Below are 17,122 nucleotides of genomic sequence, written 5' to 3' on the forward strand. Positions count from 1 at the left end.
ATAAAAAACTAACCCTATTTATTTTTGGGTTAGTTTTTTTATGCTATTTAAGATAGCTAATTGCCCATGCTCAAAAGTTAACGATCCTTGTAAGTATGCTACATATGGTTCTCTTATTGGAGCATCACATGATAATTCAATTGATGATCCAGATATAAATGTGCCTGCTGCCATTATTACTTGATCATTGTATCCTGGCATATCCCAAGGTTCACATTCTAAGAAAGAATCCACTGGTGAATTTTTTTGAATTTCTTTGCAAAAATTTATTAGTTCGTCAGATGTATTGAGTTTGATTGCTTGAATTATATCACCACGTTTTACATCATATTTTGGATATACATCATAACCAAGTTTCTCAAAAATTCTTGCAGTAAATATGGCTGTTTTCATAGCTTCTACAACAATATGTGGAGCAATAAATAATCCTTGAAATACCTGTCTTAAGTCTGTAAGACTCGCTCCACACTCTCCTCCTATACCAGGAACTGTTAATCTATACGCAGCATTTTTGATCAAATCAGTATTCCCTACTATATATCCTCCAGTTGGAGTTAATCCTCCACCAATATTTTTAATTAAAGAACCAGCCATTAAATCCACACCAATATTTGTAGGCTCAATTATATCAGTAAATTCACCGTAGCAATTATCAACAAAAATACATAAATTTTTATCTACGCTTTTTATAATTTTTACTATATCTTTTATGTCGTTAGGTAGAAGTGATTTTCTAAGAGAATATCCTCTTGATCTTTGAATGTAAATTATTTTTATATTTCGATTTTTGTTAAGGATTTCTATGATATTTTCTATATCAAAATTACCATCATCTTTTAAATTACATTCAAGATAAGACACCCCAAGATCTTTTAAACTACCTTTTTGTTCATTTACATTATTTAATCCAATTATATTTTTTATTGTATCGTATGGTTGACCTGTTATTGAAAATAAAATATCCCCTTTAGATAAATTCCCAAGAAGAGCACAACCAATTGCGTGAGTTCCATTAACAAATTGAAGTCTGACTAGAGCACTTTGTGTTTCAAAAATATCTTTATATAAATTTTCAATACTATCTCTTCCTAAGTCTGTATATGCATATCCAGTTGTTGTTTTAAAGTGTGAGTCAGATATTTTATTATCTTTAAATGCTTTTAAGACTTTATATTCATTTTGTAATTTTACTTGGTTTAAGTTCTCAAATATACATTTTATATCGTTGCAACTTTCATTATATAAATTTTCAATATAATCTCCAAATAAAGTTTTAATAAAATTGCTCATAAATTTTAAGTATTAACTCCCATTAAAATCATTAATTATAAATTCTAAAATTTCATTTTCATTCATTTCATCTTTGGAAATAAATATATTACCCTCTTCTTTTCTAAACCAAGTCATTTGACGTTTCGCATAATTCCTTGAAGATTGTTTTATTTTTTCAATTGCATCCTCATAATTTGTAGTATTATCTAAATAATCTAAAATTTCTTTATATCCAATTCCTTGCATTGATTGAAGATCTTTAGTGTATCCAAGTTCTTTCAAATGCGTTACCTCATTTAAAAGGCCATTTTTAATCATATTATAAACTCTAATATTGATATTTTTATATAAATCATCTTTGTTTAATGTTAAAGTGTAATATTTGTAATCAAAGATTGGGATATTTTTTTGTTTGAATGAGCTGAATGGTTTATTTGTTATATGATATACTTCTAATGCTCTTACAACTCTTTTTACGTTATTGTAATGTATTTTATTGTAGCTTTCTAAATCAACATCCTTCAAAAAATTATGTAAATATTTGTTTCCATTTTTATTTGCTAAAGTGTATAAATATTGTCTATATTCTTTATCTTCACCTGCTTCACAAAAGTTTTGATCATAAATAATTGATCGAATATATAAACCTGTTCCACCAACAATAATAGGTAAATTACCTCTGTTTACTATATTTTTAATTGCACTTTTTGCAAGTATTGAGTATAACGATACATTAAAAATTTTATCAGGCTCGCAAATATCGATTAAATGATGTGGTACTCCATCCATTTCACTATTTGATATTTTTGCAGAACCAATATCCATATATTTATATATCTGCATTGAGTCAGCAGAAATTATCTCTCCATTTAATTTTTTTGCTAGCTTAATTGATAAGCTAGTCTTACCAACTCCAGTTGGACCTGATAATATCAAAATTTTTTCTTTCATATTTAAGTCCTTTTAAACATTCTTTCAATTTCATTTAATGAGAATTTTATTATTATTGGTCTTCCATGTGGACAAGTAAATGGATTCTCTAATTTCATAAGTTTTGATATTAAAATTTTTATTTCCTGATCGTTAAGTATACAGTTTGCTTTAATTGCATTTTTGCATGCCTTTGTTGCAATCAAATCATATTTAACTTCGGCAAGAGTTCCTGATCCAAAATTATCAATGTTTTGGATTATATCTAAAATTAAAGATTTAGCATCACAATCTCTAAATTCAAATGGAACTTCCCTAATTATTATTGAGTTATCTCCAAATGTTTCTATTGTAAAACCGCAATTATCAAAATAATGTTTGTTATTTTGATATGTAGAATACGACAATTCATTTAAATGTACTATAGAAGGAATTATTACTTGTTTTAGGATATTTCCATTTTTAATCTTATTTATAAATTCTTCAAATAAAATTTTTTCATGAGCGACATGTTGATCAATTATGTAAAAATTATCATACCACTCACCTATTATGTAAGTCTTATTGTATTGTCCTATTATTATAAAATCTGAAGTCTGAGTATTATTCAAGATTTCAAACTTTAAATTTTCATTAAGTTCTTCAAAATGATTTTTATCAAATTCTTCGTTATTTACTAGGTCGTAAGGTAATGTTTCTATCTTGTTATTAGTATTGTAACTATCTAATTTATCTCGTTTATCCATTAATCTTTGTAACTCTTCTTTTGAAAACGGTGATACATTCTTTTTAGATAAACTTAATAATTTATCATTTGAATTAATAATGCCGGTTATATCATTTTTCTTTACTAAAGTTGAATTTGATAAACAATCGTTTAATTCATTTGCATATGTTTTATATAAAAAGCTATATATCATTCTTTCATCTTCAAATTTGATTTCAGCTTTAGTTGGATGTATATTAACATCTATATCTTTTGGATCAATATTTAAAAATGTAATAAAGAATGGATATTTATTTACTGTCAAATAATCTCTGTAAGCATTCTCAATAGATAAAATCAAATTTCTATTTTTAACTATCCTATTATTTACAAATAGATATTGATTGTTTCTTGAACTCTTACAGAAGTTAATATCTCCAAGATATCCAAAAATATGCACTTTTTCACATTTATTTTCTACAAAAAATAAATTATTTAGTGTATTTAAACCAAATATATCAATTATTGCATCCCTTAAACTCATGCCATTTGTTTTAAAAATTAATTTTCCATTTGATATGTATTCAAAACCTATTTCATAATTTGATATAGCAAGTTTAGTCATAACATCACGGATTATTGCAGTTTCACGACTTTCACTCTTTAAAAATTTAAGTCTTGCAGGAGTGTTAAAAAAAATATCTTTGACTATTATTTCCGTACCAATATTGCATGAACATTCTTCTTTATTAATAATTGTTCCACCTTCTAAACTGATGCTCATCCCGTAATCAAACTCTTCACTTCTAGATTTCAATGATACTCTAGAAACTGATGCAATACTTGGAAGTGCTTCCCCTCTAAATCCAAATGAGTTTATATTAAATAAATCTTCTTCTGATGATATTTTACTTGTGGCATGCGGAAGAAATATTTTTTCAATATCATCTCTATGAATACCTTCTCCATCATCTATAATTTCTATAGAATTTTTTCCTCCACTAGTAATTTTAACTATGATATTTTTAGATTTGGCATCAATGCTATTTTCAACTAATTCTTTAACTATTGCAGCAGGTTTTTCAACAACTTCACCTGCTGCAATTTTATTTGTAATGGAACTATCTAAAATATTTACTCTACTCATATTACATCTCTTTTTTATTTATCATTTATGAAGTTTTTCAATTATCCTCATATTTTTTATAATCTTTTACTATTTTCAACTAGTTCATTTAATTTAGTAAGTGCATCCATTGGAGTTATATTTAAGATATCTATGGATTTAATTTTTTTAATGAATTCTTGTGTTTCATCAATTTCTTCAACAATTATTTCTTCTTGTAAGTTTTGGCATTCTATGATGTCTTTACATTCTATTTGTTTTTCTAGAGTTTTAAGTACGTTCTTAGCTACATCTATAATAGATTGATTTATTCCTGCAAGTTTTGCAACTTCAATTCCATATGAATCGTCAACAGCTCCTTTTGATACTTTTCTTGAAAATATTAGATTATCACCAATTTTTTTTGCAGATACACTATAATTTTTTACATTAGGTATAACTTCTTCAATTTGTGTAAGCTCATGATAATGAGTTGCAAATAATGTTTTCGGTCTAACCTTGCTAATAGATGTTAAATATTCTATTATCGCATAAGCAATACTTAAACCATCATATGTACTTGTACCTCTTCCAACTTCATCAAGTATTATCAAACTATTCTGTGTGAAGTTGTCCATTATGTGAGCAACTTCCTTCATTTCAACCATAAACGTACTCCTTCCAGTAGATAGATCGTCTGATGCTCCTATTCTTGTAAAAATTTTATCGCATATGGATATTTGGGCATTTTTTGCAGGGACAAAACTCCCTATTTGAGTCATAATTACAATTAAAGCAATTTGCCTCATGAATGTTGATTTACCTGCCATGTTTGGACCGGTGATAATATGTAATTGTTCTTCAAAATTATTGAGATACACATCATTAGGAACGTAGTTAAATTTATTTAAGAGTTTTTCAACAACTGGATGACGTGCATCAGTTATATCAATTACTCCATCTTCGGTTATCTTAGGTTTAGTATATTTATTTTCTATCGCAACTACTGCGAGTGAAAATAAACAATCGATCGTTGCAAGATATCTTGATACATCTTTCATTCTGATAACATTCTTCTCTATTTTATCTCTGACATCCACAAATACTTTATATTCCAACTCATTCAATTTTTCTTCAGCAGATATAATCTTTTCTTCAAGATTTTTAAGTTCCTCTGTTATATATCTTTCAGAGTTAGATAAGGTTTGTTTTCTTATATAACGATCTTTTGGAACCGAATCATAATTAGATTTGCTTACTTCTATGTAATATCCAAAAACTCTATTATATCCTATTTTCAATGATCTTATGCCAGTCTTTTCTTTTTCGCTGTTTTCAATATTTAAAAGACATTCCTTAGAATTAAACTTTATGTTTTTAAGTTCATCGATTTCTAGGTTATAGTTTTCTTTTATAATTGAACCATCTTTTATAGTTATACTTGCATTATCTGATATTGACTCTTCTATAAGATCATAGATATCATCAAGAACATCAAAATGGTTATAAATATCTCTAAATAATGATGAATTAAATTGTATTAAAACTCTTTTGATATCTGGAAGAAGTTTAAGACATTTTTTTAATGCGAGCAACTCTTTTGGATTAACCGTTAATGAGGAAATTTTAGATATTATTCTATCTATATCTGTTATTTCACACAATAATCTTTTTAAATTTGCATGGAGTTCGTATTTTTCAATTAATTCCTCTATGCAATTTTGTCTTCTTATTATTTTCCCAATTTTAAGCAAAGGTTTTTCGATCCATTGTTTCAAAAGTCTTGAACCCATAGATGTATTTGTTTTATTTAAAACCCAAAATAAACTTGATTTTTTAGAATTATCATAAGTGTTTGTTATAAGTTCTAAATTCTTCTTAGTATTTTTATCAATAAGAAGATAGTCATGAATATTGTAGAACTCAACTTGTTTTATATTTGATAAACTCATCCTTTGAGTTTCATACACGTAGTTATAAAATCCACCAATTGAATTAAATTGATGATTATCTGATTTCTTGATTTTGTCAATGCTTTTTGGAAGCTTTGACTTGATAAAGAATATATTTTCTCTTTTAGTTATTAGGAATTCATTTTGAAATGGTGAGAAAAACTCATCAAAATTAAAATCTTCATTAACAATAAGTTCTTTTGGAGAAAATTTCATTAGTTCATCAACTAGAAGAGAAATATCGTCCAATGATGTACTATATACTTCACCAGTAGTTATATCTCCAAAAGTTACACCAAAAACCTCATTGTCTGCGTCGTAAAAAATACTTCCGAGAAATACATTAATATAACTTTCACTTGAATTTTCATCAAAATATGTACCAGGAGTTATTATTTTAACAACATCACGATTTACGATGCCTTTAGATGAGCTAGAATCTTCTACCTGCTCACAAATAGCAACTTTAAATCCTTTGTTTATAAGTTTATTTATATAATTAGATGATGCAACATAAGGAATGCCACACATAGGTGCTTTTTCTTCAAGTCCACATTCACGTCCAGTCAAAACTAGTTCTAGTTCTTTTGATGCAATTTTAGCATCTTCAAAGAACATTTCGTAAAAATCACCCAGTCTAAAAAATACTATACAATCTTTGTATTTATCTTTAATTTGTAAATATTGGTTCATCATTGGTGTTATCATAATGAATTTCTCCTATCGATATTTAACTCTTTATTTTTGTTAGTTTTTTCATTGACTTCTTCCAAAAATAGTTTTACATCAATATTATTGTGATTGCAATAATTAAAGATATTATCAAGTCTTAGAAATTTTTGAGAGTTTTCTGATTCAGCTTGAATAGTTTTCCGTAAATTGCTTATATACTCTCTATTGTTAATCTCTATTTTTTTGTATTCAGGAATTTTATTGTCAAAGTCCATAAAATCATATGGAGAAACCTTTAAACTCTTACAAATATTCAAAAATACATGTACAGTTGGCATCATTGACCTTGTAGGTATTACGCTTTTAGCAATCTTAACTCCTCGTATATCTTCAAGCTCTGCCATTCTATTAAATATATCTTTCATTGTTATATTGATATAATTTTCATCTTTTGTTTCCTCTTTCTCTTGATTATTATCTAAAATTTTATATTCCTCATGATATTTACTTGATAATTTATAATTTTCACCATCCAAAAAAAATTGATCTGATGACATCCCTAATTTATCAAGATAACTATAAAATTTAATTAATGATAAGCCTTCCTTGTTATTTTCAAAAGCATATACTCTCCCGACACGATAACTATCTATATCAACGGCTTTCAAGCCTTTTTGCAGTCTAAGATCTTTAAATCTTTTACCTAAAAAAAATAAAAACTCCTCAAATGTTTTAAAGGAATTTTCGAAAATATAAGTATTATCATTAAACATTAATAAATTCCTTACATCAATATCTAGAAATTTTGATATCTTAAACAATGTAATAGTCTTTGTACTCCCTCTTTTAATAATTGAAGTTGGATCACCTAATCCGTTATTTCTAAAACTCATATAAGTTAAATTATTAAGTTTAATGTATTTATTAATCTTTTTATCTAAAATAATACTAAAGTTATTCATACAAAAACTCCCTAAAATAAAATATAAAATTTTATTACATCAATGTTGACATTGCGTAAAAATTTTTATATAATTCAACTTGTAACACAAAACAAATCGCCTTGAGCCTCGGAAACTTAAGCGATTTATCAAAAACACAAGAAGGAGTTAATGTATGAACTTATTAAGCGTAGTTGCAAAATCTAACCTGTTATCACACGGTTGTAAAAGATATTACGAAAAGCTCTTTAAAACCAATAATAGCTCTATAGGAAATAATTGGTTAATTATAGATGGTAAATATAAAAATCAACCATTTATAATAGTCAAAGATACAGAAGTATCTAAAGAGCTTAACATGGGATTAACAAGTATATACAACTACAAAAAAATCCTTAAATCTCTTGGTTTAATTACGACCTTGAAGAAATTTACAACTAGAACTAACCAATGCAAAAATAAGCATTTTTGTCAAATAACTGTTTTAGCCACAACTATGCCTAAAAAGTTCATCGCCAAAACTCTTAAAAGACCTGTAAACATCATCAAAGCTACATTACAAAAGACCTATAACAGTATTATAGCACAATCAAAAGAAAAGATAAATAAAATTAAGCAAAATTTACATGGTAAAATCGAAAAAATATCACACAAAATCAGTACTTTAACACCTAATAACAAAGTAGATCTTAATGATCCAACTATTAAAAAAATAAAAGAAATGCTTGATAAAAATAATGTTAATTATAAAATCAAAGATTTACAAAAATATAAAAATTTATACGAAATATCTATATCTAAATTCGAAAGTGCCTGTATGGCATGCTCAGGAGCTGATACATACTCGCCTTTTAATTATTTTAATAAAATTTTTAAAACATATAAACAAGATTATAAATATAACACTTTTAGTAATTTTCCCCAACGTAATTATGACTTTGAAAAACTAGAAAATTTATTGATTTATTGATTGAAAGAAATTGACGAAACAAGGAGGTTGTTAAAATGGAAAATATACAACAATGTGATGGACAAATATCTATGTATGATCTAATAAAAGATCTTCCGAAAGAAGATGCATACATAACAGTTTAAAAATCGAAACATAAAAGATAAACTTCGAGGTTAATACATGGATAAAATACTTTTAACTATGGACTCTACGCAAGCTTATATGCTTACAAATGGAATTAAAAAATATCATTATTGTACACGAGCATGCAAAATAGATAGCACCGCATTTATATATGTAAAACACCCTATTAACAAAGTTATAGGTAAGTGTGTTATTGTAGATGTGATCAAAAATACACCTGATAATATATGGATGATAACATCACCACAATCAGGATTTACAAAAGATAGATTTGATTTGTTATATAAAAATCGGACAAGTGCAGTAGCTCTTGAAATTAAAGATATAAAACTATATAAATATCCAAAAAGATCTGAAGATTGCAAATTTAATATGATCTTATAATTCAAACAAAAAGCAGTTATAAAATATTTTTGTGGAGGTGCATCAATATTGCACAAAAATAATTATACAAAAGAGAGAGGATGCAAAGAATATAACAGCGTATTAAGTATACGTTTAAGTAAAGATTTTTACACCTTTTTACATAAGATAAACCCTATAAATATAAGCTTAACTCTTAGATCACTTATTAGAGCAGACTTGTATGAAGGAGAAATTGAGATTACACAAAAAGAAATAAGGAAAATGTTTAATACATTTTATCTTGAAGATAGTAGGAAAGAAATATCAGAATATACATATAAACGCAAAAAAACTAAACATTTAAATATACGCTTATATGAGAGTGAAAAAAGAGAAATCATCCGTAGATCTGATAACAATATTAACAATTACATAGACCTTTTGATAATGGAATTTATCAATAATATAAGTGATAAACATGAAAAATATAGGTGGGGATAATCGTGAAAGTTATATATAAAACTAAAACAAAAATAGATCAAGATGATAATATTACACCTAAAATTGATATTGAAACTCCAAATGAAGGAACAAGCAAAACCTTATCAGATAAATTTTTGTACATATATTTAATTGTATGTACAGTAATAATAATAGCACTTAAAATATTTTAGCAATTACCAGCACTTTTTTGATAAATACATATCAAAAAATGAAGGATCGAGTTTTTCCGCAGATAAAGTTAGGTTTATTATAAATGGATTAATTGAATCACTAATTAAAAAAGAAAACCTATCTTTATATCAAACATATGAAGGAATTGAACGAATAGATAAATCTGAATGGCATAAACAAGCCTACTGGAGCCCCACAACAATTAAAGACACAGACCAAGCTTTTAAACTTTTTAATGATTGGTATTACTTCAAATAAAATAAAAAGACAAGCTATTAAATAGCTTGTCTTTTTGAATATTAGGAATATATAATATATTTGCTTATCATTTTAAAATATTATAATTATGGAGGTATCTGAATGTTACTTAAATCTAAATTACGTAAAAAACTACCCCCTGTTATCTTATCTACTATACTATGTGTAAGTATATATAGTTGTAGCTCATCCACAGAAACTAGCAATAATGAAATCCAACAAAATACAAATATAACGACAAATAAAAATGATGAAGTAAAACAACAAGTAGAAGAAGACACTAATTTAACATTAGATCAAAGAAATGCTATAAAATCTACTCAATCATATTCAAATAATATGGCTATGTCAAAGGAAGCAATATACAATCAACTGGTATCGTTTGAAGGATTTTCAGAAGATGATGCACGTTATGCTGTCGAAAATGTAAACATAGATTGGAATGAAAATGCACTAATATCTGGACAAAGGTATTCTGATAATATGGCTATGTCAAAGAAAAGAATATATGGTCAGTTGACATCTACCTTTGACAGGTTCACATCAGAAGAAGCTCAATATGCAGTTGATAACATAAAGGTAGATTGGAATAAAAATGCACTAATATCAGCAAAGAATTATGCTAATAGTCTAAACATGTCAACAACGGCAATATATAATCAATTAACATCCACATTTGATGGATTTACACCAGAAGAAGCTCAATATGCAATCGATAACTTAGAATAAATTATAACAAAAAGTAGTTTTACATAATAATTATACTAAAAGTTTGATTGTAAAAAATAAAAAGACTAGCTATTTAATGGATTGTCTTTTATTTTTATGTACACTAACTATTTATTAAATAACTTAGTCTTATAAAAAGGAGTACTCATGCTTAAAAAAAATAACGAAGACAACAAATTTTATACAAATAAATATTTTATATTTTTATCAGCATTTATTTTAACTATTATAATAGCAATATCTCTATATTCATTAATAAAATCTAATATAATTGATAGACTAATATCCATAATATCTTTAATAATATCTATAGTTACATTCTATGCCTCCATTTTATCACCCTATTTTAAAAAACATAAATTAGAAGTATCATTATTTCAACAAAGTCCTTTAAAGTTATTTTACGGAATATACGGATCTACTTTAAAATTAGGATTTGATATTTATAGTATAAATAAAGCCTGTGTTATAAATTCGATTAAAATGATTGTAAAAAGGGTTTCTGATAATAAAATATTTGAATTAAATTGGTCTGGATTAGAAAATTCATCTATAATATGGAGTGGGGATATTAATAATTCTATCAATCAATTTACATATCCTAAATATTTTAAAATTAATAGTGACCAAATAGAGCCTTTCTTCGTTGAATTCTCAAATGATCACCATTGTTACGAAGCTAATAAACTATGTTTAAATTTAAAAGAATATCTAAATTGGTCAATTAATCCTGAAAATATAAATTCATGGAAAGACGTAGAAAAAGAAATAAATAAAAACAAACATTTACCTGAAATTATAGAATTATTAAAACAAATATCCTTATATAATTTTTGGGAACATGGTGAATATATCATCGATTTAAATATATCATATAACAAAAAATCCACCCTAAATAAATCATTTGTTTTTGGAATATCACGAGAAGAAGCATCAAGAATTAAAAATTATGATTTTTTGAAAAATTTTACGTTAGATGTATTACGAAGTCATGGTAAATATAGAGAATCAATAGTCTATAGTAGTGCTATAAATGTTAAAGCAAAAGAATTAAAAAATTAATCAATATAAAATTACTTATTGTTATTTCTATAAAAAATAAAACAACATACTAGATTAAGAAGGTATACCAAATGGTATACCTTAATTTACAATTAAATATAACTCCCTAAATTCCTCGCTCTCCCCCATAGCCTTTAACATATCTCCAAAACTTAACCCACTATTCAATTTATCATTCCAATAATTGATTCCTTCGCTATCCCCTTCTCTCTGAAATAGATTTTTATACACTAAATTAATATTAGTTGTATAATCCTTTTTAACTTGTAAATCACTTTTAAATTTATCCCACCTATCCCAATTGTTTGTAGCCCAACTATTAGGACAACTTTTTCTGGATGCATCATAATGCCTAACTACTTTATCAATTGATATATTATATTTATCCATTAGATGTTTAACTAAATCTAGTGTGTTTTGATAGGTTTTATTAAAATCTCCATCGCTATTGATACACATTTCAATTCCAATACTATTTTCATTTGTTATGCCATATTTACCATGACCATCTCCACAATGCCAACTTTTATCTTCATCTCTTATAATCCTTAATATCTGTTTATCATCAACAAAATAATGTGCTGATGCTCCCCTATCTGCTCTGTCATGTAATTTAAAATGTGCCTCAGCATCGGCACCTCTATCTGGATTACCTGTATCATGAATAGTTATGTATTTTATCTTTTCGCCCTTGCGACTCGAAAAATTATATTTTACCAGCTTTTCATTTATTTTTATCATTGACTGTAACTCCTTTATATTATATAATTCAATAATAATTCGTATTTTTTACTTAATGACATAGTTAGAGAGGTATGTGATTACTCACATACCTCTCTTCTTATTTTTTATTTTTAAAGATCTTTAAAGCCTGAGATACCATATGGGTTATGTCCAATCCCATTAGCTTACTATTTTCTAGGATCGATATAATCTCGTTAAGTACAAAAGCTATAACAATGATATCTTTTATATACTTAACATGCAGTCCCATACCTATTAAAAAGTTTTCAATTATCACGGCAACCCCAACAAGTAATAACATATTAATCTTTTTAACTAGTCCCTTATACCCTATATGACTTGATAACCCTCCGTCACCATGCTTAGATTTATCGCTTATCGCAAGAGATAACCCCAAAACATAATCAACACACATAACAAGTATTAATGTCCTTATCGCAAAATCTATTCCAATCCAAAGACTTAACCCTATCGCAAAAACTAATATTAAAATTAGTAATCCAATTTTTACAAATCTACTATTCTTCATTTGTTTTCCTCATTTACATAATTTTCTATTTTTTGTCCAATCTCTAAAAAAACCACCTCACCATTTAGCCTGTAAGGCTTTTATTTTAATACTTTAATGTAATAACATTGCTTAAATAAAAATCCTCTTAAAATGCCTATAAATGCATAATAAGAGGATTGAATAAATCTAATTTTATAATTACATAAAAACATAGCTAATTTTAACAAATAATCATAATAATTAACGTTATTTTAAATTATTACAAGATTGCATTTCGAATACGTTTGAATTCAGTATAACGCATTCATATTGAATATTCCTTTTTTTACAAATGTTAATAATTTTTAAACGTTCTTTTTTACTCATTCTGTTACCCAAAAAAACTCTTGTAATTGGAAAAAAATTAACTTTAAAGTCTGAAATATTTTCATCACCTTCTGGTAATAATAACCTCCATTCATTTTGAAATACCCAATCAATGCTCTTCCTTAACGCTCCATGGAGATAAATAACTCTTAAATGCTCCTCTGTTATATCAAAATCAAAAACATTAAATAGATCTTCAGATACACTCGGACGTATTTTACAGTAAATCATAGGAAAAAGATTATAATAAATATCATGATATCTCTCTTCATTTTGTAAAATTGAATATTCAACACAAAATCCCTTGTGATGATTAGAATATAACGCCCACATAGGTTGGGAATATGGATTCGTAGAAAAACAACTAGTTCTAAAAATATCTTTTAATTTTGAAGATTTTTCATTGTAATCTTCACAAATTATTTTAGGCACGACTTTTCCTAAATCAAAACTCTTTGATTTAATTTGTGATTGGTTTAGCTCATCTTGTAATTTAAAACAGAATAGTTTAATTGATCCCTTTCCTATCTCTGTAATCGGTTGTTTTTTAAAAGCCGAATAAAAATTTCCGTTGTCCATATATGATTGATGTAATGATTTAACAAATTCATCGCCAATTTCTTCAAGAGACGATTTTTGAGATATATCAATTTCACAATATTTACAATATTCTTTTAATATTAAAATTTGGTACTCATCAAAGTCTAAATTCAAACCCGAATCATAAACATCATCAAATTCACTTGGTTTTTGCATAAACACAGTATTATTCTCTAAGGCTTGAATTGAATAATTTACTTCCTCATTGTTTTTTCGAATTGTTGAATTGCTAAAATATTTGTACAACTTAATTGGAACGTTTTTTCTAACCCTATAATTAAAATTTTCAAGACTCATTTTTTGTATCTCTTCTAAAGACTGATAGCTACCATTAATAATACAGTAAGAATTTAAAAAATCTGATATCAGTTTATATCCTTTGTTATTAATTTGTGAAATAATTTCATGTATATCCATACAAAACTCCTTCTTAAACAAATACAATTTAAGCTAAGAAATAGTCTAATACATTCACATATTAATTTCACTAAATCAATTAAAAATTTTTAAGAATATTTTATTTTTCTTTATTACCCGACCTTTAAACGTCTTTTAATAATAATTATAATTCATTACTATTTTTTATGTATTCATACTCTTCCTCACTTAAGATTCCCAATTCTTTATATTTCTCTAATTGTTTGTCTGTTACCCCATTTCTTAAATATCTTCTTCTTATTTCAACTGCCTTATCTCTTAATTTCATATTATCTACACTCCTAATTCTAAAATTTTTAAATCTATATCTGTTAACATTTGTTCAATCTGAATTTGATTCAAATCTAATTCTGTTATAAGTTGTTCACTTTCAATTTGTTTATTGTCTAAATATTCTATAATCTCATTTCCTTCAAGTTGTATTTCATCGTACACATACAATTCTTCTTGATCTTCATCCAATTCTTTGTGTACATTACTCCTTATATATAGAGTATTGTAGTTAATCTCTTTTAACTTTGGTTTATCCTTAGATGATACACCTATATATTTTCTCATTGTTGACTCTCTCCTTTTATGTATGTTAAATACGTTGAATAAGATGCAGATACTGTACTATTAACTGCCCCACATAAATTTAAAAATCCTTTATATGCCCCTGAATAATATAAATGTACGCATAACACAAGATCTAAGTTAGCAGTAGTTTGTGGTATACCACTCATATAAGAGCAAAAATATGTTGATGCAGATCCTCCAGATTGATCGGATGAAGGGAACATTATTATCGCATTACGTGCATCAACATATTTTGTATATCCACTAAACCCCGAACATTGGCTATTAGTAGCTCCCGATGCATTATTATAATAGGAATATTGAGACTTTGTAAGCCACCCAGCTTGTGTAACATTTACGGTATAAAAATTTCTAGGTTCCAATATTACAATATTTTGCCTATAAACAGTCCCGCTAACATCAGATGAGAGTTTTGCTCCTGCAAGATATAGATAACTTGAACTTATAGCCCACTCGATCCCTGCAAATTTACCTCCATCTGATTTAAACCACATACCATTTTGATTAAATACACCAGTTTCATTTTTCCACGTGTTAGTTGATAAGGTTAGATTCTCAAATGGCGATCTTGTTCGAAATCTCATCATATATAAAAATACAAGTAATTGATGTATCATGAAGGAATATGGTAGATAATTTCTACCCCTAGCTCTACAAGCATCAAATATTTGATTAAGAGAGTATTTTACATTAGCATTTTTACCTGAATTTGAAAATAGTTCCCCATTTTCGATGGTAGCTTGATAAACTCCAACGTATATTTTATCAGCTATATTATTATCTACATCATAAAAAGCATATGCCGTATAACCTAGATTAGATTTAATAAGGTTTTTATCTGTACTTAAAGATATATTAAATATATTCCCACTTCTACTCAATTTGTGGCAAATGAATGGTATCTCCACCATTACGTCACCATCAACACCACTTAAATTAGAAGGAGTTCCATCAATCTTTTTAGTGTAATCATCCTTATTTAAATAATAATTAACCTGACCATCTTTAAAAAGACACGGCTTAATCTGGAATATATCTGTTCTATCCCAAGCATTACCAACACTTATGTTAACTGCATCATCTAAATATGTACACGCTCCCGATGGAGATGAATTATCCATATTAATACTAAGTGTATATATTTTCCCTGTTGCTGGTACTGCACTTGCTACATTTTCAATATTTGTATTATAATGACCTTCTCTTGAATATGGGAAAAATCCATAAAAATACTCTACATTTTGAGTTGCTGTATCATCTATAAAATACGTATTTCTGTACTTATCCCTATTTGTGTTATCGAGTATTAAGGTTCCATCCGTTTCAGTCGATGGAGGGGCTCCTATCTTACGAACAACTCTAGTACCTGCCCAAGTTGCTTCATTTGTTGATAGTCCATCTGTCCATAATAACTTTATGCTCTTTATATCTGGCAATACACGTATAGTAGTTGTGTTTGCAGGCACGCTTTCGCTCTGCCTATAAAACTTACGTATATTTAAGATATCATAGTTATATACACCATTTTGGTCATATGGGAATAACGCATAATAATATATAGTGTCATTTGATATATTCCCATCTACAAAACCATTTAATTTATAATAATCTCTATCCGTATTATCAACTAAAACTTCTCCATCATTTTCATTAAGTGGTGGTGCATCCTGCTTTCTAATTAATTTAGTACCTGCCCATATAGATATAGTAGCACCATTTAATGTTTGATTATCTGCATCTTCCCACTTTACGGTAACTGATGTATCGTTAGATAATATCTCAATAAACTTAGTTGGTGGTAATTTTATTCCACCATTTCCTCCCATAGCTCCTGCAATTTCTATATCTTCCCATTCTCCAATCTCATTTTTGTGTGAGAATTTATTATCATGAAATCTAAAATTATGAGCTCCATCTTCTGAATTTATTTTTGATAGATTATGTTCTGTATTATCAACTATAATTCCCCCATCTTCACCTATAGAAAAGGACTCTATCTTTCTATTTATATTATCTATCTCATCTTTAACATTTGAATCATTTAAACGAACATTTTCTGCTCTCGTTGTTATATCAAAAGTAATATCGCCCTTCTTAAACGTTAGATTCTTATTCATTTAATACTCCTTTCTGATAAAAAA

Annotated in this window: 17 protein-coding genes; 6 read left to right on the forward strand and 11 right to left on the reverse strand. The window is 27.1% G+C overall.

Annotation, left to right across the window (positions count from 1 at the left end; translation table 11 throughout):
* Positions 1–18: 18 nt before the first annotated feature.
* Genes SFBMNL_RS03880 through SFBMNL_RS03900 form a run of 5 tightly spaced genes read right to left on the reverse strand, consistent with a single transcriptional unit; the run spans position 19 to position 7,599 of the window.
* On the reverse strand, positions 19–1,290 hold the full coding sequence (locus tag SFBMNL_RS03880; RefSeq protein WP_042294597.1) for a methionine gamma-lyase family protein: 1,272 nt from the start codon (positions 1,288–1,290) through the stop codon (positions 19–21).
* Between the two features lie 12 nt (positions 1,291–1,302).
* On the reverse strand, positions 1,303–2,223 hold the full coding sequence (gene miaA, locus SFBMNL_RS03885; RefSeq protein ID WP_042294598.1) for a tRNA (adenosine(37)-N6)-dimethylallyltransferase MiaA: 921 nt from the start codon (positions 2,221–2,223) through the stop codon (positions 1,303–1,305).
* A gap of 2 nt (positions 2,224–2,225) precedes the next feature.
* The gene (gene mutL, locus SFBMNL_RS03890) at positions 2,226–4,055 is read right to left on the reverse strand and encodes a DNA mismatch repair endonuclease MutL (protein WP_042294599.1); all 1,830 of its coding nucleotides are present in this window, start codon (positions 4,053–4,055) and stop codon (positions 2,226–2,228) included.
* Between the two features lie 56 nt (positions 4,056–4,111).
* Positions 4,112–6,673 carry a DNA mismatch repair protein MutS gene (gene mutS / locus SFBMNL_RS03895; RefSeq protein ID WP_005806266.1) on the reverse strand — a complete coding sequence of 854 codons (2,562 nt, stop codon included), beginning with the start codon at positions 6,671–6,673 and terminating at the stop codon, positions 4,112–4,114.
* A complete protein-coding gene (locus SFBMNL_RS03900; RefSeq protein ID WP_042294600.1) occupies positions 6,670–7,599 on the reverse strand; it encodes a transcriptional regulator in 930 nt (309 codons plus the stop codon). Before SFBMNL_RS03900 ends, mutS begins: the two co-directional genes overlap by 4 nt.
* A gap of 154 nt (positions 7,600–7,753) precedes the next feature.
* Between SFBMNL_RS03900 and SFBMNL_RS03905 the strand changes: the two genes are divergently transcribed.
* From SFBMNL_RS03905 to SFBMNL_RS03925, 6 genes are all read left to right on the forward strand, one after another.
* Entirely contained in the window at positions 7,754–8,548 is a 795-nt protein-coding gene (locus SFBMNL_RS03905) for a hypothetical protein (protein ID WP_042294601.1), read from the forward strand.
* A gap of 162 nt (positions 8,549–8,710) precedes the next feature.
* Positions 8,711–9,058: a hypothetical protein gene (locus tag SFBMNL_RS03910; protein WP_052341890.1), complete on the forward strand. Its 348-nt coding sequence runs from the start codon at positions 8,711–8,713 to the stop codon at positions 9,056–9,058.
* Positions 9,059–9,106: 48 nt separating this feature from the next.
* The gene (locus SFBMNL_RS03915) at positions 9,107–9,520 is read left to right on the forward strand and encodes a hypothetical protein (protein WP_042294602.1); all 414 of its coding nucleotides are present in this window, start codon (positions 9,107–9,109) and stop codon (positions 9,518–9,520) included.
* A gap of 2 nt (positions 9,521–9,522) precedes the next feature.
* On the forward strand, positions 9,523–9,693 hold the full coding sequence (locus tag SFBMNL_RS08310) for a hypothetical protein (protein ID WP_158336021.1): 171 nt from the start codon (positions 9,523–9,525) through the stop codon (positions 9,691–9,693).
* A 361-nt stretch (positions 9,694–10,054) separates the two neighbouring features.
* Positions 10,055–10,681 carry an Ltp family lipoprotein gene (locus tag SFBMNL_RS03920; protein ID WP_042294603.1) on the forward strand — a complete coding sequence of 209 codons (627 nt, stop codon included), beginning with the start codon at positions 10,055–10,057 and terminating at the stop codon, positions 10,679–10,681.
* A 147-nt stretch (positions 10,682–10,828) separates the two neighbouring features.
* Positions 10,829–11,743, forward strand: a complete 915-nt coding sequence (locus tag SFBMNL_RS03925) for a hypothetical protein (protein ID WP_042294604.1) — start codon at positions 10,829–10,831, stop codon at positions 11,741–11,743.
* An 81-nt stretch (positions 11,744–11,824) separates the two neighbouring features.
* On the opposite strand, the gene SFBMNL_RS03930 is transcribed toward SFBMNL_RS03925, so the two are convergent.
* The 6 genes from SFBMNL_RS03930 to SFBMNL_RS03950 all read right to left on the reverse strand — a co-directional run bounded on the left by SFBMNL_RS03930 (position 11,825) and on the right by SFBMNL_RS03950 (position 17,098).
* Positions 11,825–12,481, reverse strand: coding sequence for an N-acetylmuramoyl-L-alanine amidase (locus SFBMNL_RS03930; RefSeq protein ID WP_042295270.1), 657 nt, complete (start codon positions 12,479–12,481; stop codon positions 11,825–11,827).
* Between the two features lie 103 nt (positions 12,482–12,584).
* Entirely contained in the window at positions 12,585–13,016 is a 432-nt protein-coding gene (locus tag SFBMNL_RS03935) for a phage holin family protein (protein ID WP_042294605.1), read from the reverse strand.
* 228 nt (positions 13,017–13,244) lie between these two features.
* Complete coding sequence (locus SFBMNL_RS03940; RefSeq protein ID WP_042294606.1) at positions 13,245–14,381, reverse strand: DUF2971 domain-containing protein; 1,137 nt, start codon at positions 14,379–14,381, stop codon at positions 13,245–13,247.
* A 145-nt stretch (positions 14,382–14,526) separates the two neighbouring features.
* On the reverse strand, positions 14,527–14,670 hold the full coding sequence (locus SFBMNL_RS08315; RefSeq protein ID WP_158336022.1) for a hypothetical protein: 144 nt from the start codon (positions 14,668–14,670) through the stop codon (positions 14,527–14,529).
* 5 nt (positions 14,671–14,675) lie between these two features.
* Positions 14,676–14,960, reverse strand: coding sequence for a hypothetical protein (locus tag SFBMNL_RS03945; protein WP_042294607.1), 285 nt, complete (start codon positions 14,958–14,960; stop codon positions 14,676–14,678).
* Positions 14,957–17,098, reverse strand: coding sequence for a hypothetical protein (locus SFBMNL_RS03950; RefSeq protein ID WP_042294608.1), 2,142 nt, complete (start codon positions 17,096–17,098; stop codon positions 14,957–14,959). Before SFBMNL_RS03950 ends, SFBMNL_RS03945 begins: the two co-directional genes overlap by 4 nt.
* Positions 17,099–17,122 lie beyond the last annotated feature (24 nt).

The organism is Candidatus Arthromitus sp. SFB-mouse-NL, assembly GCF_000709435.1.
GTDB lineage: Bacteria > Bacillota > Clostridia > Clostridiales > Clostridiaceae > Dwaynesavagella.